The 17,536-nt window shown below is 47.7% G+C and carries 18 protein-coding genes; 4 read left to right on the forward strand and 14 right to left on the reverse strand.

Annotation, left to right across the window (positions count from 1 at the left end):
• Window positions 1-64: 64 nt before the first annotated feature.
• Window positions 65-898, reverse strand: coding sequence for a DNA-binding protein (locus ACUYLD_RS13875; RefSeq protein ID WP_446675313.1), 834 nt, complete (start codon window positions 896-898; stop codon window positions 65-67).
• A 165-nt stretch (window positions 899-1,063) separates the two neighbouring features.
• On the opposite strand from ACUYLD_RS13875, the gene ACUYLD_RS13880 reads away from it, so the two are divergent.
• Window positions 1,064-1,408, forward strand: a complete 345-nt coding sequence (locus ACUYLD_RS13880) for a helix-turn-helix domain-containing protein (protein WP_446675314.1) — start codon at window positions 1,064-1,066, stop codon at window positions 1,406-1,408.
• A 62-nt stretch (window positions 1,409-1,470) separates the two neighbouring features.
• Window positions 1,471-1,815, forward strand: a complete 345-nt coding sequence (locus ACUYLD_RS13885) for a helix-turn-helix domain-containing protein (protein WP_446675315.1) — start codon at window positions 1,471-1,473, stop codon at window positions 1,813-1,815.
• Window positions 1,816-1,896: 81 nt separating this feature from the next.
• Here ACUYLD_RS13885 and ACUYLD_RS13890 read toward each other — a convergent pair whose 3' ends face one another.
• From ACUYLD_RS13890 to ACUYLD_RS13905, 4 genes are all read right to left on the reverse strand, one after another.
• Entirely contained in the window at window positions 1,897-2,385 is a 489-nt protein-coding gene (locus ACUYLD_RS13890) for a DinB family protein (RefSeq protein ID WP_446675316.1), read from the reverse strand.
• Window positions 2,386-2,413: 28 nt separating this feature from the next.
• On the reverse strand, window positions 2,414-3,346 hold the full coding sequence (locus tag ACUYLD_RS13895; protein ID WP_446675317.1) for a DUF6597 domain-containing transcriptional factor: 933 nt from the start codon (window positions 3,344-3,346) through the stop codon (window positions 2,414-2,416).
• Between the two features lie 102 nt (window positions 3,347-3,448).
• Window positions 3,449-3,616 (reverse strand): CxxH/CxxC protein, encoded by a 168-nt coding sequence (locus ACUYLD_RS13900; RefSeq protein WP_013373879.1) that lies wholly within the window; start codon window positions 3,614-3,616, stop codon window positions 3,449-3,451.
• Window positions 3,617-3,721: 105 nt separating this feature from the next.
• Window positions 3,722-4,486: a class I SAM-dependent methyltransferase gene (locus tag ACUYLD_RS13905; RefSeq protein WP_446675318.1), complete on the reverse strand. Its 765-nt coding sequence runs from the start codon at window positions 4,484-4,486 to the stop codon at window positions 3,722-3,724.
• Between the two features lie 215 nt (window positions 4,487-4,701).
• On the opposite strand from ACUYLD_RS13905, the gene ACUYLD_RS13910 reads away from it, so the two are divergent.
• Window positions 4,702-6,423 carry a cellulase family glycosylhydrolase gene (locus tag ACUYLD_RS13910; RefSeq protein WP_446675319.1) on the forward strand — a complete coding sequence of 574 codons (1,722 nt, stop codon included), beginning with the start codon at window positions 4,702-4,704 and terminating at the stop codon, window positions 6,421-6,423.
• Window positions 6,424-6,510: 87 nt separating this feature from the next.
• Here the strand turns inward: ACUYLD_RS13910 and ACUYLD_RS13915 are convergent, their stop codons facing one another.
• Window positions 6,511-7,746 carry a S1C family serine protease gene (locus ACUYLD_RS13915; protein WP_322159117.1) on the reverse strand — a complete coding sequence of 412 codons (1,236 nt, stop codon included), beginning with the start codon at window positions 7,744-7,746 and terminating at the stop codon, window positions 6,511-6,513.
• A gap of 506 nt (window positions 7,747-8,252) precedes the next feature.
• Between ACUYLD_RS13915 and ACUYLD_RS13920 the strand changes: the two genes are divergently transcribed.
• Window positions 8,253-8,459, forward strand: a complete 207-nt coding sequence (locus tag ACUYLD_RS13920) for a hypothetical protein (RefSeq protein ID WP_025723164.1) — start codon at window positions 8,253-8,255, stop codon at window positions 8,457-8,459.
• Here ACUYLD_RS13920 and ACUYLD_RS13925 read toward each other — a convergent pair.
• The 8 genes from ACUYLD_RS13925 to ACUYLD_RS13960 form a co-directional block, all read right to left on the reverse strand.
• Complete coding sequence (locus ACUYLD_RS13925) at window positions 8,428-9,234, reverse strand: MBL fold metallo-hydrolase (RefSeq protein WP_023991120.1); 807 nt, start codon at window positions 9,232-9,234, stop codon at window positions 8,428-8,430. The two genes, ACUYLD_RS13920 and ACUYLD_RS13925, sit on opposite strands and share 32 nt — an antisense overlap.
• Window positions 9,235-9,240: 6 nt before the next feature.
• Window positions 9,241-10,005: a two-component system regulatory protein YycI gene (yycI, locus tag ACUYLD_RS13930; RefSeq protein ID WP_028540969.1), complete on the reverse strand. Its 765-nt coding sequence runs from the start codon at window positions 10,003-10,005 to the stop codon at window positions 9,241-9,243.
• A gap of 18 nt (window positions 10,006-10,023) precedes the next feature.
• Window positions 10,024-11,364: a YycH family regulatory protein gene (locus tag ACUYLD_RS13935; RefSeq protein ID WP_322159118.1), complete on the reverse strand. Its 1,341-nt coding sequence runs from the start codon at window positions 11,362-11,364 to the stop codon at window positions 10,024-10,026.
• Window positions 11,361-13,190 (reverse strand): cell wall metabolism sensor histidine kinase WalK, encoded by a 1,830-nt coding sequence (gene walK / locus ACUYLD_RS13940; RefSeq protein ID WP_446675320.1) that lies wholly within the window; start codon window positions 13,188-13,190, stop codon window positions 11,361-11,363. Before walK ends, ACUYLD_RS13935 begins: the two co-directional genes overlap by 4 nt.
• Window positions 13,187-13,918, reverse strand: coding sequence for a response regulator YycF (gene yycF / locus ACUYLD_RS13945; RefSeq protein WP_039272089.1), 732 nt, complete (start codon window positions 13,916-13,918; stop codon window positions 13,187-13,189). The genes walK and yycF overlap by 4 nt, the downstream gene beginning before the upstream one ends.
• Before the next feature lie 233 nt (window positions 13,919-14,151).
• Window positions 14,152-15,672 (reverse strand): peptidoglycan DD-metalloendopeptidase family protein, encoded by a 1,521-nt coding sequence (locus ACUYLD_RS13950; RefSeq protein WP_446675321.1) that lies wholly within the window; start codon window positions 15,670-15,672, stop codon window positions 14,152-14,154.
• Between the two features lie 326 nt (window positions 15,673-15,998).
• Entirely contained in the window at window positions 15,999-16,658 is a 660-nt protein-coding gene (locus tag ACUYLD_RS13955) for a hypothetical protein (protein ID WP_061830429.1), read from the reverse strand.
• Between the two features lie 147 nt (window positions 16,659-16,805).
• Window positions 16,806-17,522, reverse strand: a complete 717-nt coding sequence (locus ACUYLD_RS13960) for a GntR family transcriptional regulator (RefSeq protein WP_446675322.1) — start codon at window positions 17,520-17,522, stop codon at window positions 16,806-16,808.
• Between the last annotated feature and the right edge of the window lie 14 nt (window positions 17,523-17,536).

Genomic DNA, 17,536 nt, shown 5'->3' on the forward strand with positions numbered 1-17,536 from the left:
TATTTCCTCTCCACTACGAGCCTATTCCCTGTTCAGATCATAGCGGATCATTCATTTACGCTCTTCACAATGAAATGCTATCCGTTTCGTATTCATCAAGACACTGCATTAGCAGCTGCCGATATTGGCTGATTTGTTCCGCTGTCGCTGACTCCCGCAATGATTCGAACAATGCTGTACATTTCTTGAAATTACGATCGTTACCCGACTGATCAGCTAGTTGCATCGCCTGTAAAGTAAGCCTCACTGCATCCTGTAATTTATTGTACAACCGATAGTACAAAGCCAAATGATAGCAGTAGCTATAATAGTAAGATATGTTCTCTGCGTCTTCATAACTCTCAAATTCATCAATCTGCTCTGCAAACGTATGTAAAGTATCCCCTACATCCAAATGATACATAAGCGCTGCCTGTAATATGGTATTCAGCCCCGGTAATATTTCCTCTAGATTATCCTGCAAAAAGGCTACGTATTCCTCAACAAGCTCTATATTCCCGGACAAAATATCTACTGCATATAAATTAGTTTTGGCTAAAAACCTGAATTCCTCCACAACCTGATTGTCTTCTTCCTTTAAATCCTCCATCCACCCCAGCTCAGCATACTTATAGATGCACTCCCTTGCCTGCTCATATGCACCCTGGTTCTGGTGAGCCATTCCACACATCAGGTGACTGAATCCAAAATAATATACCAACGGACGTTCTAAATTGACATGCGGGATGGATAATTTCATTGCTTTATGATACTGCCGTTCTTCATAGATACGCTGTACACATTGGTACAAAATATCCGCCGTCTCCATCACCTTTTTCCAATTTTCAAAAGCCACAGCCATCTCTAACATTTCAACAATGATGTCCGGTTTGAGTGATTCCAGGATAGAAGTTCTCAAGAGTAGCCCCTCCTTATATTTCCATTTACAACCAATTGTATAGAAAGTAAAAAAGGAGGTCAATATAAAAAGCACTTAAAAGTACAGTTTTATATGTATTTATTTTGTATAAAATGGTCTGTAACGATATTCTCTCCTCTTCTAACCTTAAGTGGAGGTGATTACATGAGTTTACCAGAAAGTGTCGGAAACCGAATACGAGAACTAAGAAAAGCTAAAGGATGGACACAGGAACAACTAGCAGAAGCAGCAGGACTTCATTACAGTTATATTGGTGGAGTAGAACGTGGAGATCGAAATATTTCATTGGAGACGTTGGAAAAAATAATTCTAGCATTAAAAGTTCCACCCTTTGAACTTTTTCAATTCGACGAAAATACGGATCGAAAACAGATCATAAATGAACTTATGGTGCTTATAAATTCAAGAGAAACAACAGAGCTCGAAATTCTTACTACTATAACTAAAAATATTGTTAGTCTAGTTGAGTTACAACAAAAAAATAATTGAACAGTTCTCTTCTACCTGACTTTTACACTTCATCTTCCATAAGCTTGTTATGAGGTGGTTATATGACAAAATTACGGAATTCGGTTGGAGAAAGAATTAGAACGATTCGGAAGGTTAAGGGATTAACACAGCAACAACTTGCGGAACTTTCAGGATTAGATGATGCATATATCGGATCGGTAGAGCGTGGCGAAAGAAACTTTTCGATTGATACCTTGGAGAAAGTGTTAACTGCCTTAAACGTGTCTATCAGTGAGTTAATGTTTTCCAAAGAACATATGACTACAGACGAAACGATTCGGCAAGAGGCGATAGATGAGTTTGTTGCGTTGACCAGCAGATTGAATGAGGAGCAAATCGGCATTCTCAGACGCGTTAGTAAAGAAGTTTCACGTGCGTTCAAGTAAGTCATGCCATCCTATAAAGGCCTTAAATAAAACCAAAAAAGAGCACCGCACAGGTGCCCTCCAAACCTTTTATAAAAATACTCAAGCGTACAACATAAAAAAGCTCACTTCATGTCCCAGTTGCTTCAGATAATTATAAATCTGCGAACGATGATGGAATACGTGGGTCATGGTCTCAATCTGCCATTGAACCTGCAAATGTCCATGCTCCATATAAAAGGCCTTCGTCGAACGATTCAGATAATCTTCCTCGCTAAGCGAAAGAATGTAAGCCTTATAAGCCTCAAAATTCTGTCTGAAAGTCGCAGCCAAGCGCTCGGGATCTTCCACCCCGGACAGGCTGTTTTCAATGCTTCCCACTTCACCCTCAGACTTCTCCTGCATTATCGCAAGATCCGAAGCAGGAATAAGCACAAAGTGATGTACTAACTCCAGCAACGAGCGGAAATTGTCCTGCGGGCGAAAACCCCAATCCTCTGGACGTATTTTACGAATCAAGGCTTCCCCCGTCCGTACTCCGGTCTCCAGCTCATTCAGCAAATGATCGCGAACTTGCAGCGTTCCACTCATATTCACATCTCTCCTTTGCCATTCTTCTTTATATTTTGAGTATAGCCGAAGCCTCTGGGCGTGTATTGTAAAAATCGGACAACTTCCGTAAATCCTTAGCCGCGGTAAGCGGGGAATCTCCATAAAACCTGCGAAAATCACGGATTAGATGCGCTTGATCGAAAAAGCTATGCTTCAATGCCATCTCCGTCCAATCCAGACCCCCGCCTTTTATACTGTGCAGAACGCTCTGGAAGCGGACGACTTCACTGAACTTTTTGGGGCTGATTCCGATCCATTGTCCAAACTTACGATTGATCTGTCTCTCACTGATCGCTTCGTGCTCTGCAAGCTCCTTGACCCCCACACTTCCGCCGCTCACAAAAATGCGATGCAGCAGATTTTTCATCAGGTCACAATCGTTCGTACGTTGGCGCAGCAGAAGCTGGTTAAGATACTCATCCATGATGCGAACCCGCTCATTGAAATCCTGCGCCTCCAAAATACGCTCACCTATGATCGCGACGCTCTCCGGCCAGATATCTTCCAGGCGGAAGTTCCCATCTGTAAACAAATGAATCGGTATGCCGTGAAAAAAATGTGCTCCGCCCGGAAAAAATCGCACAGCAAAGATGCGTGCCTCGGAGCCTGCTTGTCTAGCAGACACGAACGGATGCGTAAATGTCCCGCAGTACGAGATATCCTGACGCTTACTCACCGGGTCGTATTCTAATAGAATATCCGTACAGCCGTCAGGTAATACCCGATCCACTGCTCCTTCCTCTGGCAAGCTTAATGAAGCTGCGTCTTCACGCGAAACTACGAAATCTCCTACTCTCTCTCTAGTAACCGGGCCGGACTCCCAATAACATGCCACGTAAGCTCTTAGCGCAGCAGACGGCTTTTTTTCGATATAATATGTGGAGGAGTCTCTTCCATTAACTTGAATCGGACGAAACAGTGAATGCAGCAAGGGGTCCATTCATCGTTCACTCCTGTCTCAGCGTGCATCTTCTTCTAGATATAGTCACAGTTATATGTATACAAAAAGGACGTTTCTCCCCGAAACGCCCGTGCTTGTTTTTTAGACGACCAAAAACTCTGCTTTCTTCTCACATTCCTTGCACTTCACTGGAGGGTCCCAATCCGAAAATTTCGTTTCCTTGAGATCGACGACATCCGGTGCATCCTCGTATTCATCGACGAACATATCAATTGCCAGTTCCACATGCTCTTTACATACCACGTACATTCCAGTTGCATCCCTTTCCGTTTGAAGCTCTTCCTGTTGTAGGTGTGCCAAAATCGCCTTCTTTTGTTCTACCACACTTGACGCGGAAAGAAAAGGGCTTGCTTTTTACCCCGATCGTCTGGTTGTAAAAATAAGAAAATTACTGACATTCAGGTCCTCGTGAAAATAGGGATATTTCTCCAACATTTCGGCAGACGGCTTGGGTTCGATCATCCCTTCCAACAGTAAACCTGCCTCAATAATGGTCTGTACATAGCTGCCCAGCGTACGGTGAAAGTACAAAAACTTTTCTTCCTGATCATAAGGCATATCTTGCTCCAATGGGCCTTCGTTGAAATATTGATCCACTTTCCAATACAGCTTTTTTCCTGTCTCATCCTTCACCCAACCACTCTGCGGTGTCTGAAAGCATGGATGCAGAATAGAAAAAATAAAGCGGCCCCCTGGAACTAATAACCGCTGCATTTCGGCAATCGCCTGCTCATAAAGGGCCAAGTCCTGGATGACCATATTGGACACGATCAGATCAAAGCTCTGATCTTCGAACATCTCCAGCTCCTCCAGATTGCCGTGATGGTATGTAATTCCCAACGCTGACGGCGTTCGCTCTCTTGCAAGCTTCAGCATCTCTGTCGAGTAATCGACGGCTTCCACCGATGCACCCGCCTTGACCATTTTCCGGCTCAGATAACCTTCGCCACAGCCGGCATCCAGCACTTTTTTGCCCTCTAGGGGTTCCATACAAGCTTGCAATGCCGGATTCAGCAGGACTTCGCGAGACCGATCCCCTTCCTCCGTGTACTTGGCGGTAAAGTTTTCTGCATGCATATCCCAGCGTCGAATGGCCTCTTCCGTGTCCCACTTATTCATATTCATCTCCTTCTTTCTTTTGTAATTGAGGAATTGGTAGGGCCATAGATTCTACACTCATTTCTATATTTTTTCAATAATAACGCTTACAAATTTAAAACATCTAATAAATACATGATTTTTACATGAATTATACAGGTATTCCATATTCAAATAGTATGGTAGTGTTTATTAGAAAGCGCTTTCATAAAAATAACTTTGTAAAGGGGCCTGTTATGTTAAAACGAAGACCCGTTTCATTGCTGTCGTTGACGCTTGCCATCACCCTATTGTTATCTACGTTCGCATCTGTTGCCGCTGCTGCCGAATCTGACGGACAAGCACCGCAAGCTGCGGCTGCGAGCAGCATGCAATCGTATGTGGAAGCCATGCAGCCCGGATGGAATTTAGGAAACTCGCTGGATGCTGTCGGAGCGGATGAGACAGCCTGGGGCAATCCGCGCATTACCCAGGCGTTGATCCAGCAAATTGCTGCCCAAGGTTACAAAAGTATTCGTATTCCCGTCACCTGGAATAAGCACATTGGAGCAGCACCCAACTATACCGTTGAGTCTGCCTACATGAACCGTGTGGAAGAGGTTGTTCGCTGGGCACTGGATGCCAATCTGTACGTCATGATCAATGTGCATCATGATTCATGGACGTGGGTAAGCAGTATGGAGCCCAAACATGATGAAGTGCTGGCTCGCTATAACGCATTATGGACACAAATTGCCCAGCGCTTTAAAGATCAACCTAACAAGCTGATGTTTGAAAGTATTAACGAGCCCCGTTTCTCTGAAGGGGGGACAACGGATGAAGCGAAAATGAATCAGATGCTCCAAGAACTGAATGTATCCTTCCACAAAATCGTCCGCGCCTCTGGCGGTAAAAATGCCACTCGCCCCCTTGTTCTGCCTGGCTTGGATACATCACCTGCTCAGGCTAAAATCAACGAGCTGTACAATACGATAACCCAGCTGAACGATCCCAAGCTGATTGCCACCGTCCACTATTATGGTTATTGGCCTTTCAGTGTAAATATTGCGGGTCATACTACTTTTGATAAAGATACTAAAAACGATATCATCCAAACCTTTGATAACGTCTATAACACCTTTGTAGCCAAGGGGATCCCGGTCATTGTCGGTGAATACGGCCTACTCGGCTTCGATAAAAATACAGGCGTTATTGAACAGGGTGAAAAGCTAAAATTCTTCGAGTTCCTGACCTATTATATGAAGGAGAAGAAAATAACAGGTATGCTCTGGGATAACGGCCAGCACTTGAACCGGACAACGTACAAATGGTCTGATCCTGAACTCTTCAATGTCATTAAGTCCAGCCTAAAAGGACGTTCCTCCAATGCAGCTAGTGACCTCATTCACTTGAAGAAGGGCACTCCTGCTCAGGATGCCAAGGTCATTTTAAACCTGAACGGCAATCAGCTGAAAACACTCAGTGCGGGCAGCAAGCAACTGACACAGGGCACCGATTATGCGCTTAGCGGAGACACATTAACCTTCAAAGCCAGCTTGCTCACTAGCCTGACCACTTCCGGTAAATATGGGGAGAATGCCGTCATTACCGCTAAGTTTAACAAGGGGGCAGACTGGAATTTCAAAGTAGTCGTGTATGATACACCCAAATTAAGTGCTGTCGAAGGGACTACACAAACCTTTACCATTCCAACGGAATTCCGCGGTAGCCAGCTTGCCACGATGGAAGCCGTGTATACGAATGGTGGCAATGCCGGTCCACAGGATTGGACACCTTATAAGGAATTTGGCAATACCTTTGCCCCTGCCTATGATGCCAATGGCATCAAGCTGCTGCCTGAATTTTTTAATAGTGTAAAAGATGGTGACGTCACGCTGAAGTTCCATTTCTGGAGCGGCGATGTGGTGACATACAAGATCACCAAGAGCGGAACCCGTGTGACGGGAACGACATCTTAATCTAAGGCGCAGCAAAAAATCGAAAAAGGCGTTCCCGGGAATGAGTCGGAGAACGCCTTTTTTATAGTTAAGCCTATAAGTTAAACCTTAGCCTTCCGGCTTATCTGTTAATTTTAGCGTCATCGATTCTTCCTTGCCTGCCCGGTAAAAAGTAACTTTCAGCTCATCGCCAATCTTCTTGTTATCGTACAAGTAGCGACGCAAATCAAGCGTAGAGTTAATCGGTTCGCTATCAAACGCAGTAATAACATCGTTCAACTTCAAGCCACCCTCCTTGGCAGGACCATGGGCCTCCAGAACGACTGCCCCATTTTTCACGCTGTCCGGCAACTTAAGCTCCTTGCGCTGAGTTTCATCCAGCGGTGCATATTCATTATTGAGGTCGACCGTGTATACCCCCAGATAAGGGCGAGTGATCTTGCCGTCCTCAACCAGTTCATTCACCGTCTTCATCACCTCATTGGCGGGAATGGCGAAGCCAAGTCCCTCAACACCTGTATCAGCGATTTTCATCGTATTGATGCCAATCACACGTCCGTCCAGATCGACTAGGGCGCCGCCGCTGTTTCCCTCATTAATCGCCGCATCGGTCTGGATAACATGCTGCTCCCAGTCATACACGCCATCCTGGTTAATGGAAATCGGAATGATGCGATTCGTATAACTCACAATACCGGAGGTAAGCGTGTCTCCCAGGCCGAGCGGATTGCCAATAGCAATGACCGTCTCACCCAGACGAAGTTTACTGGAGTCGCCAATATCCGCTACCGTGCTAATGCCTTTATCGTCCACTGCCAGTACAGCGATATCACTAATGCGATCCTTGCCGATCAGCTTTGCCTCTTTTCTGACACCGTCTACCGTTACAATATCCAGATCATCTGATCCTTCGACCACATGGTTATTCGTCATAATGAAGGCTTTGCCCGAACTCACTCGGAAAATGACACCCGATCCAAGCGCGGATTGTTCCGTGCTTTTACCATCTTCCTCTTTTAGATTCACAATGCTGACGACGGCTGGGCGCACCTTGGCTGCCGCCTGCACAATCCGGTCATACGGATCACCCGCTGCTTGCCGCAAGGGATAGTGACTGGCCCCGGTTACCGCTGTAGTGGAGGGCAGACCTGTAATAAAGCTGAACAACAGCACGGCAATCACTGCACTGACTGCACCGCTAATGACAGCAGCTTGCACCGGACTTACTCCACGCTTCCTGTGTGGCCAACGTCCCCGTCCTCCACGGCGCGCCTTAAATGCCATTTTTTTAGCCGCACGTGTGGATACCTTCGTTGAATAAAAATCGTCCTCAAACAAGCCCATGCTAATCCTCTCCCCTTCGTTGTCATGCACCGACACTCACTAAAAAATTAGGGCTATTCGGGCTTGCGCCAACCTATGCTACAGAGAACCTGCTCCGTTGAACATCTCAAATGGATTGAATATCCCTTATCATCGGAATCCAGCAACCAATCGTTCCGGCCTACTTATTAATCACCACAAATGGTGCCTTCCTAAGCAACCGAATCTCATAAATTAGCATACACGCCGAATCTGACTCCGAATAGAGGAAAAAAGAGGAATGATTTCCAAACCAATGGACTACAATAGTAACAAGTCTTCTATTCTATTACAAAATGATCGTCTCATAGAGACGTTCTGGCCTGTTCCCGTCCGCTTAAAGCTGCCTATACTTTCGATGAGAGCCTTCCTTCAGAAAGCTTTCCGTTGTTAGCTTTATTGTATCACAGCACCCAGCAAAACCACAGGCAGAACCAAGCTCATTGCACGCCATTTCTAAAATATTTTTACAGGAGGAATATATGATGATGAATTCACATCGTTCGGCTATGGATGAAGTTCGCATGGCTGCCAAGCTTGCGGATTTGAAAGACGAGCACTACCGCAATACACTGGCGCTAAGTACATTGATTGAACTACTGGTGGACAAAGGCGTAGTGACCCGTGAAGAGGTAGAACGCAAAGCCGCCGAGCTGGACAGCTTTATGGCTCACTTACCTTATCCCAAGGTGTAGGACGATCATAGTACGTATCGCACAACCGAAACTCACTGTCCTTGTAAAAACAGCCGCGGTCTTCCATCGCCCCACGTACAGTCAGCTTCGCAAGTTCCATCATATTGTGGTCGCGGCTCAAATGTGCCAAATACGTTCGCTTCGTACGACCTGTCAGCAGCTCGCTAAGAATCGCACCCGCCATCTCATTGGATAAATGACCGATATCGCTGAGAATACGACGCTTGATGTTCCACGGATAACGACCCATACGCAGCATTTCCACATCATGATTAGACTCCAGCACCAATACATCCGCGTCTGATATCGCCTGTTTCACTTTGTCGCTGACATAGCCGAGATCGGTCGCTACACTGAGCTTCTCTGCCCCATCATAAAAGCTATACCCTACAGGCTCAGCCGCATCATGGGATATGCCAAAAGACTCCACGCGTAATGACTCAAATTCCCGCGTTGCGCCTGTCTCCAATATTCTGCGGTTATCGTCTGCGATTTGCCCAACAGCATTGCTGATGGCAAACCATGTCTTCTCGTTAGCATATATAGGTAAATTATATTTACGCGCCATGGCGCCTAGTCCTTTAACATGATCAGAATGCTCATGCGTGACCAAAATACCATCCAACTCTTCTCCGCTCAGATCGCGTTCTTTCAGCAATTCGTCAATACGCTTCGCGCTGAGACCTGCGTCGATGAGCAATGTCGTGTCTTCGTTCCGCACAACGGTAGCGTTGCCGGTCGAACCGCTCGACAGCACGGTAAATGAAATCCCCATATCTGTTCAAGACCCTTCTGTATGTTCTGTCTTTGGACTAATGACATCTCCGTTCATCTGCACATAATACACACCTTTCCCGTTGTCCAGCATAAACCGCCACACGGGGGCAGCCACCTGGCTATCGGAGTTAAAGGTCTGTCCGTAATAACCGAGCCGGATATCCTTCACAATCGTATCACGCGGCAAATAGCCGTCGATCAGCCTTGCCAGTGCTTTGGACGCAGGCAGCATTTTCTTTGCCTCATCCGAAGGCTGGAGATCGACCTTAATTTTGCGATACCCTGTAATCTTTTGATTGCTGTAAAACAGAGCCAACTTCACATTAAATAGCGGCCATTTGCCCTGAACCAGCGGATGAAGTACAAAAGCATCTGCTTGTCCGGATGCCAATTCCTCCTGAACATCCAGCGGATCATACTGAAAATTATCGATATCCTTGATTTGTGGCTCCAATGCCTCAACGAGCGCGTCATGGGTAAATACCAGTTTGCTGTCCACCGGCTTCACCAGCTGCACACGATCATCCTTTTCTCCACTATGAACATATGTGTAAGAAAGTTTAGGCAGCTGCGGGGTATCGCCGGGAATCGGAGCCAGCACCTGAATGCTTTTCTCTTCCATTAAACGCTGCGTATTTTCATCCAATGAAGTAAAATCCAGATTCGGCCCTGCCGTTTCCTGCGCATCATGCCACAATTGGTAACCCAATACCACATTGAGCAGCAAAAATGTACAAATCAATACGTTCTTGGCGCGGCTCCAATCCATTCCCGTTCCCCCTTCCTGTCACCTCTTTGTCTCCCGGTCTGGCTTCGTTTGTGTTGTGTTGGATGCTGTCGTTACAGGAACAGCATGAATTTCTGCAACAGAACCGTCACTGAGCGTAACGCGCCACTCAGGAGCAAGCTTCAATCCATCATTGGTCAGCTCCGGCTGATATACAGGAGTCAGATCACGAATCGTCTTCCCTTTTGCTACACTCTCCAGTTGCTTCTTCAAGGGCTCGCCACCCAGCAGCATAACCTTCTTCGAGGATTGCTCTCCTCCCTTGAGATACAGTAGCGAACGTTCATAGACAGAAGCCGTTTCCTGCTGGATTTGCAGCGAAATCGTACCAAAGCGGAATGATGGTGTGTCCAGCACCGGATAAGCACCATAATACTGCTGAAACATCACAGTCGTACGATTTTCATCGCTGCTTCTTAATTTCATTTGGTACGAAGCATCCCAACCGCCATGCTGATTCACAAAATCAACTGCGGCCAGTACATCCCTAATTGGACTGCTTCCACTTGCCCCTGGCGCACTGGGATCGGTATAGCTCATCCATCGTTGCTCCTGCTTGATTTGCAGACTACGCTTGCTATCCGTGTAAATTTGTGAGCCGTCCTTCTCCTGAATATTGCGCGTAATCCCCGGATCGAAGAACAAGTTCCGCTGCATTTGCTCCGTCGTAAACAACCCGGCATACACCACAGGCTGCACAGTTTCCAGGTCATTCACGGGAATGTAGTACTGATTATCCACCAGCTCGTACAACGGGGCATTTTCACCGAAATTCACATGCTGCCGAATGTCCTCTACCGTCATATCGAACTGGTTCGCCTCATACACCACATCGCCTCTGGCACTGAAAAAAAGCGCATGCGGCTTGGCATTCTTTTCGTCTATATAGATCCAAATGCGGTTAATCGTCTCTCCCTGAAACACCGAATCCGGCGTCAGACGCATGACCCGCTCCAATAATGAAACCGGGACTCCGCCTGAAAAGGATAATTCGATGCCTTCATTTTCGCTGCGAATCTGCGCCCAGTCCGCCGATTGGATACTTCGACGTTGGAAGTTGTTAAAGCTCCGGCTTTCCAGCCGTGTATAAATTAAATCGTAAAAAGTAACACCCGGATAAAAAACGGTATGCTTCTTCTCACCTTGGTGAATGAGCATTTTATCAGGAAACACAAGGTTCTCAATCTTTTTCTCCTGCCCCATGCTTTCGGTTTTGACATAGTTCGTTTCTGAAGTGAGTACAGAATCACTGCCTGGAAGGCGGTAAATCAAAAAATAAGTCTGTACCAGGCTGGAAGCAACCAGCAAAATAAGCGTCCAGGACTTCAAACGTTCCTTCACTGTGCTTCCCTCCCTTCACTCGACATGGGTAGCGTAAAGGTCGTACAGGTTCCCTGACCGTATTCCGATTCCAGAAAAATCTGGCCCCCATGCGCCTTTACAATTTCCCGGGCAATCGACAGTCCCAGTCCCGTACCACCCATATTGCGCGATCTCGCCTTGTCTACACGATAAAACCGTTCAAAAATCCGGTCGAGATCTTTTTTGGGAATACCAATTCCGGTGTCTTGTACCGAAATGGACAGCATTCCCTCACTGTTGCGGCGAGCTTCAATCCGAATACTCCCGCCATCTGGCGTATATTTCAACGCATTGGACATCAGGTTATCCAGCACCTGCTCAATTTGGTCACGGTCGATCACGACCTTACCGATTCCCTGCTCTACGAACATCCCTGAGCGAATGTGCTTTTGCTTCATTTGAAAAGAAAACCGATCTGCGACCTCGTCCAGCATCTCCATCACATCTGCAGGCTGCATCCGCAAAGGTGCCTCATTGGAATCGAGCCGTGACAGATGCAGCAAATCCGTAACCAACCGGATCATACGCTCTGTCTCGTTGCGGATCACGCCTACAAAACGCTCCGCGAGCTGCGGTTCAGCCATCGCGCCGTCATCCAGCGCCTCAGCATAGCTGCGGATGGTCGTCAACGGAGTACGCAGCTCATGTGATACATTCGCTACGAATTCCCGACGTGTCGTCTCCATCTCCTCCTGCTCCGTCACGTCCTGGAGCACGGCAATCGTTCCCGTAATGCCAATTTCCCGCCGATGAATCGGCGTGAATGTCACACGGATGACGATGGGTTCATCCTGACCGGCTGGCTCCAGCTGCAAGAGCGTGGAGGCCGAAGATTCGCTATACAGGGCCTCGGTTTCCTCCGGGTCGATCCCCAGCAGTACCGCGATATGCCTGCCGGTCATTTCGTTTTCGTTCACGCCCAGCATGGCGCTGGCCCGACGGTTGACCAGAATGACCCGGCCGTTGTCATCAGTAGCGACCACACCGTCGCTCATATTGGTCAAGATGGAGGAGAGCTTCTCCTTCTCCTCTTCATTTTGAGACAGTGCCTCACGCAGACGGCCTGTCATATAGTTAAAGGCCACACTGAGCCTGCCGATCTCATCATCCCCAAACACAGGCATCTGCTGGTCAAATTTCCCTTCGGCAACCTCTGTTGCATGACGTGTCATCACCTTAATCGGGTGCGTAATCGTGTGGGCCAATACCACGCCCAGCACAGCCGTTAGCGCCAGCGCAATGAGCATACCTGAGAGAAACACATTGTTAATGCGTTTCATCGTATCGTAGAGCTCGGTCATCGAAGCGGCGATGTACACCGCGCCGACAATCTTGCCTTGGCTGATGACGGGCTTGGCGACGACCTTCTTGCGGACATTATCCTCGTCCACCATGTATTCCTCGTTATCACGGATACCTTGGAGTGCGCGGCTGACCACTGTCTGCGTATTTTTGCGTCCAACATAATCGGCGTGTGAACCTTGGGAAGTAATTAACACTTTGCCGCTGGCATCCAGCACCTGAATTTCCGCGCCGCTGAAATCAAACAAATTATTTACGCGTGCACGCAGGCTTTCCACGCTGTCTTCTTCCATTTTGCCGTCACTGCCACTCAGATCCTGCTCCGCCAGCACGGACAGCATCTCCGCCCGTGCTTGCAAATCCTGCGTAAAATTACTCGTGAGAGAGTTCTTCATCGAGCTGACAAAATAGACCCCAATCAGCTGCATAGCCACCAAGATAAGCAACACATAGATAATAATCAGCTTTGCATGAATGGTACGAAAGAAAGACAGCCATCTCATGCCCGCAGGCCACCTTTGCCCCCGCTCACGATATATCCAAGACCACGGCGCGTCAGGATGGTCTCCGGCTTGCTCGGGTTCTCCTCAATCTTCTCGCGCAACCTCCGAATGGTCACATCTACTGTCCGCACATCCCCGTAGTATTCGAAGCCCCATACCGCCTGAAGCAAATGCTCCCGCGTCATGACTTTTCCGGCATTCTTCGCCATATAGTGTAATAGCTCATATTCGCGGTGCGTCAGGTCAAGCGGTGTTCCGTTTTTGTAAGCTGTATACATATCTGTATCAAAAAAGAGGTCGCCCACGCGCAGCCCCTGCTTATCCTCCTGCGGTCGGCTTTCCGACTGGCCTGCCCCGCCACGTTGCTGTCTGCGCATCTGTGCCTTCACCCGTGCCAGCAATTCCCGTGTGCTGAACGGCTTTGTTACATAATCGTCCGCGCCCAGCTCCAGCCCCAGCACTTTGTCGATTTCGCCGTCCTTGGCGGTCAGCATAATAATCGGCGTCTGGAGCTGATGCCCGCGCACCTCGCGGCATACATCCATGCCGTCCATGCCCGGCAGCATCAGATCTAGCAGAATCAGGTCAGGCTGTTGCTTGACCGCGATATCCACCGCGCTGATTCCATCGAAGGCGCAAATCACCTGGTAACCCTCTTTTTCTAAATTAAATTTCAAAATATCAGCGATTGGCTGTTCATCATCCACTACCAGAATCGTTCCCTGCATATAGCGTTCACCTCTCTTCACGGATCATAATCTATAATTAACTTTCGTTTGTCAGTACCTATTAAGATGTTTATTCTATTCTATCATACCCGTGCGCCATTCCATTACTTCTCCAGACCCTTTTCTTTACGCAGAAAAAAACCATGCCTGCACCTACTGTTAAGCATGCAGAAAAACATGGCCTTTCCCCTTGATCCACATAGATCATGTAACTCTCGATATAAACATCTAGCCTATCTTAAATACGTCATTGGATTGCGTGGCGTATTATCTTTACGAATTTCAAAATGCAGATGCGTTCCAGTCGAGCGTCCCGTGTTCCCCATGACCCCGATCGATTCGCCCTGCTGAACCACCTGTCCTACATGAACGCCAATGCTGCTCAAATGCCCGTACACGGTTTGGTAGCCGTTGCCATGATCGATCATAATGACATTGCCGTATCCATTCTGCTGACCTGCAAATGATACCACGCCTTCATCTGATGCGTGAATGTCTGCACTACCGACCAAGTCGACACCCTCATGCATACGTCCCCAACGTGCGCCAAAGCTACTCGACATCGATGCGCCGGACACTGGCCAAGCGAACTGCCCTGAGCCTTCTCCCACAACCTTCGTTCCTCTAAGAACCACCTCAGTAATAGACGGCTGCAGCACCTTTTGACCAAGCCATTCCTCTTGCACGACCTCACCGTTCTCCTTGGTCAAACGATAGTCCATCTCTTTAAGACCTGCTTGTCCCGGTCTGACCACTTTGGTGACTCCTGCCTTCAGCTCATCGCTCTGGCGAATCTCAACCTCAGGCTCGATGGCAATCTGTTCGACGACCTTCTCTACTGTTCGCACGGTAACCGGAGCCTTCGGAGCAGTAAGCTTCAATTCGTCTCCAATTTGCAAATATAGCTCACGCGAGCCGGGATTGTTCTGCTTAATCTCCCAAGCGGTCATATTAAATTTAGTTGCAATCGACGACAAAGAATCGCCTTCTTGCACTGTATACGTGATAGGAGCCTCACGCCCCTCAGTCAACATTTTGACTGCTTCTGCCTCTGTCAGCACCTTGTTCGGGTCTGCCTTCACAGGCTCATACGCGATTTTCTCACGGATACTGGCAGACTCCAGCCATGCCTTAGGGGTTTTAGTACTAGCACCCACATGGCTGCTGCCTACGGATGTTTTGCGAACCAGCCCCTTGATGCCTGTAGATGTTCCCTCACCCACAGGTGTGTACTTCTTCTGTACTTGCTTTAAAGCCGCCTGTGCAGTCGCTTTATCCTTTACAATGCCAACCGTCTGACCGTTGACCTTCACTTCTACCCCTTTGGCATACGCTGTCAACATACCATCCAGCTTCTTCAGCGTGGCTGCGCTGTCGATATCCGCTTTATATGCCTTCTCAATATCTGTCGTTACCGCGCTCGTATTGAGCACCATATCGACGCCGGGATACTTATCCTTATACTGTTTGCTCTTCGTTGCGTACAGCTGTTTAAGTTGTTGCTCATTCAAGATATTTCCGACCTCGACGCCTTTTACATACACTTTATAATAAGGAACTGTGTTAGCTCCGACATACTGATTACTCGCAAAAATAAGACTGCCTGCAATCACCACACCGCCTGCTGTCCAGCTCAACCATTTTCTCCGACCGCTCAACCACTTTGCTATTTTCCCCGCTTTCACAGCAGACTTATCTGCAACGTCGGAAGCTGCATTCCTGCTGTCTGGTGAATCCTGCTCCTTCAAATCCAAAATGACTCTCTCCTTTTCAGCATATCTTATCTCTATATAAATGCGTTCGTTATTGGTCTTTCACACTATGGATCTAGCCTGTATTCACAAGCATCTATGATATTAGTCGCTATCTACCATTGCATAGTTGCGTAAAAGGTTTCAAAAATTTAACCTTTTCACAACACTGTTTACTTTAACATAGCCTTTACAAAGAATTCAACTACACTCCAATTCCTTCCTGGAACGCAAAAAAATCCGCGCATGGCGCGGATTCAACAGTCCTATTTTGAGCATACACATTGCCCCTGAATTCATCGTTATTTATTCAGGATTTTGCAAAATACTCATTTAAGCAAATCCATCAGCTTGTTATATTCCTCTTTGGTCAAATACTTCGCTAGCACCTGTTGAATATCCTGAAGCTCCTGCTCGGTGAGACCGCCTTCCATCGCAGCTGATATCTTCTGCATCTCCTCCGGCGGCAGCTTATTCATCAGAATCGCAAAAATCTCCTGCTTCTGTGCCGCCGGTAAATTGTTCTTCTTTTCCGTCAAATGGTCGGGCGTAATAACCAAATCATGGCCTTCAATACTTGTTTCAGGTGTAGCTGTTGTACCTTCTGCCTGCTTCCGAGACTCATTGCCTGATGTTCCCGCCGACGTGGCACCCTCCTGAGATGCCTTGCCATTGGCTGCGCCACCAGCCTCACTTCCGCTTTCTTCTAAGCCCTGTCCCATGACAGGCAACGCATCATCAGGCGGTGTTACACTTCCCGAGTTGCTCCCTGTCGTCTTGTTCTTCCCCGTGTCTGTGCTTTGGTCCGTACCCGCATTGCCCTTTAGCCAACCCAATCCCCATATGGGCTGATGATCAAGCTGAATGTTAAACTGCCGCAGCAGCGATTGAACATAAGCATTAACGACTACACCTGTCACTGCCAGCGTCAGTGCGCTAACCAACACGACTGTCATTCCTTTTTTGAGCAGCCATCCAAGCCACCTCATATCCCGTTACCTCCTTATACGCATCCTGCCATGTGTGTATCATCATGAAGTGCATATAGATCAGTATTGACGAGATATGACGATTTTTAACCCATGGAATATGTAAAACTAGCACAATTCAATAGGAGATGCCACCTTCTGATCGAATCAGCGCGTACGACGCACCCAGAAACGGAAAATGTCACTGCGGACGTAATCCAGAGAATACAGCACCTGCCTGTTCATTTCATCATAGTGAAGCTGCTTCAATAGTAATACCGTAGCCTGCGGATGCTTCAGCAGACGTGTCATATGTGCGTCGTCATAGTTGGGAACGGTGAGCTCAGAATACGCTCCGACAATTCGTACCCCCGCCTTGAACTCAATACTCTGAAAAAGCGAGCCTGAAAAAGAGTCACCTTCCAGAATGGGTCCGGCTAATTTCTCTGGCATCCAGTTGATAGAGTGGGCTACAGCCTCTCCGTTGGCAGTGCGTGTACGCTCTAGAGCAATCATGGGCTCATTCTCGGAAAATCTCATCTGTTCGGCAATATCAGGAGGACAAACCGAGATTCTCTGAATGGATTCTAGCTGCTCGTCTTCCCGTAACCCTGCCGAACGAATCATGTCCCCGATGCTGTACAGGCGGTCCAGCGAGCTTGGAATACTCGGCAGCGGGCAAGTCGCAAACGTGCCACTCCCGTGTTTTACAAGCAGCTTACCTTCCGATTCCAGTTGGCGAATAGCTCCCCGTAGCGTCGTACGCGAGACACGAAACGATTGGGAAAGTGCAGTTTCCGACGGCAGCCGATCCCCCGGACCCATTTCATTAACCTTCATATATTCTTCTATACGCTGCTTTATGTTCTCTTGTTTTGTTGACACCGTCCGAAGCCCAG

This window comes from Paenibacillus sp. SER-28, from assembly GCF_052906305.1.

Coding starts and splice junctions, on each gene's coding strand:
- ACUYLD_RS13915 (WP_322159117.1), bottom strand. CDS start 7,746: ATGGGCTTGTTTGAGGACGATTTTTATTCAACGAAGGTATCCACACGT.
- ACUYLD_RS13900 (WP_013373879.1), bottom strand. CDS start 3,616: ATGTACGTGGTATGTAAAGAGCATGTGGAACTGGCAATTGATATGTTC.
- ACUYLD_RS13910 (WP_446675319.1), top strand. CDS start 4,702: ATGTTAAAACGAAGACCCGTTTCATTGCTGTCGTTGACGCTTGCCATC.
- ACUYLD_RS13890 (WP_446675316.1), bottom strand. CDS start 2,385: ATGAGTGGAACGCTGCAAGTTCGCGATCATTTGCTGAATGAGCTGGAG.
- yycF (WP_039272089.1), bottom strand. CDS start 13,918: ATGCAGGGAACGATTCTGGTAGTGGATGATGAACAGCCAATCGCTGAT.
- ACUYLD_RS13885 (WP_446675315.1), top strand. CDS start 1,471: ATGACAAAATTACGGAATTCGGTTGGAGAAAGAATTAGAACGATTCGG.
- walK (WP_446675320.1), bottom strand. CDS start 13,190: ATGAGATGGCTGTCTTTCTTTCGTACCATTCATGCAAAGCTGATTATT.
- ACUYLD_RS13920 (WP_025723164.1), top strand. CDS start 8,253: ATGAATTCACATCGTTCGGCTATGGATGAAGTTCGCATGGCTGCCAAG.
- ACUYLD_RS13880 (WP_446675314.1), top strand. CDS start 1,064: ATGAGTTTACCAGAAAGTGTCGGAAACCGAATACGAGAACTAAGAAAA.
- ACUYLD_RS13955 (WP_061830429.1), bottom strand. CDS start 16,658: ATGAGGTGGCTTGGATGGCTGCTCAAAAAAGGAATGACAGTCGTGTTG.
- ACUYLD_RS13895 (WP_446675317.1), bottom strand. CDS start 3,346: ATGGACCCCTTGCTGCATTCACTGTTTCGTCCGATTCAAGTTAATGGA.
- yycI (WP_028540969.1), bottom strand. CDS start 10,005: ATGGATTGGAGCCGCGCCAAGAACGTATTGATTTGTACATTTTTGCTG.
- ACUYLD_RS13925 (WP_023991120.1), bottom strand. CDS start 9,234: ATGGGGATTTCATTTACCGTGCTGTCGAGCGGTTCGACCGGCAACGCT.
- ACUYLD_RS13905 (WP_446675318.1), bottom strand. CDS start 4,486: ATGAATAAGTGGGACACGGAAGAGGCCATTCGACGCTGGGATATGCAT.